1 protein-coding gene is annotated in these 709 nt (G+C 73.5%); it reads left to right on the top strand.

What is annotated here, in order from left to right; translation table 11 throughout:
• The coding region (locus tag DEIPI_RS0119315) for a DNA polymerase domain-containing protein (RefSeq protein ID WP_281173241.1) at nucleotides 1-709 on the top strand (709 nt) is incomplete at both ends.

Below are 709 nucleotides of genomic sequence, written 5' to 3' on the forward strand. Positions count from 1 at the left end.
GGGCGGCGCGGTGCACCTCTTCGCGCGGGGCGTGCTGCCGCGCGTGGTGAAGGCCGACATCGCCTCGCTCTACCCCAGCCTGATCCGCACGCACCGTGTTTCCCCGTCGTGCGATCCGCTCGGGGTGTTCCTGCACCTCGTGGACCGCCTCACGGAACTCCGGCTGCGGCACAAGCGCGCCGCGAGGGAGGCCGCGCCCGGCTCGCCCGACGCGGTGCGTCACGACGCCACGCAGGCCGCGATGAAGGTGATGATTAACTCCGCGTACGGCTACCTCGGCGCGGGCGACATGAGCCTCTTCGGGGACGCCCGCGCCGCGGACGAGGTGACCCGGCTGGGCCGCGAGACGCTCGGCGCCGTCGTCGCGGGGCTGGAGGCGGGCGGCGTGACGCTCGTGGAGGCCGACACGGACGGCGTGTACTTCAGCGTCCCCGAAGGCTGGACGGAAACCGACGAGCGCGCCCTCGTCGCGCGGGTGGACGCGTCCCTGCCGCCGCTCGTGCGCCTGGAGTTCGAGGGCCGCTACCGCGCCATGCTCAGCCACGAGGTGAAGAACTACGCCCTGCTGGGCTACGACGGCACGCTGACCGTTCGCGGCGGCGCGATGCGGTCGAGCCGCTCGGAACGGTACGGCGACGACTTCCTGCGCCGCGCCCTCACGTGCCTGCTTCACGGTGACGCGCACGGCGCCCGCGCCGCCTTCGACGAC

The sequence above is a fragment of the Deinococcus pimensis DSM 21231 genome (assembly GCF_000519345.1).
Classification (GTDB): Bacteria; Deinococcota; Deinococci; order Deinococcales; family Deinococcaceae; genus Deinococcus_A; species Deinococcus_A pimensis.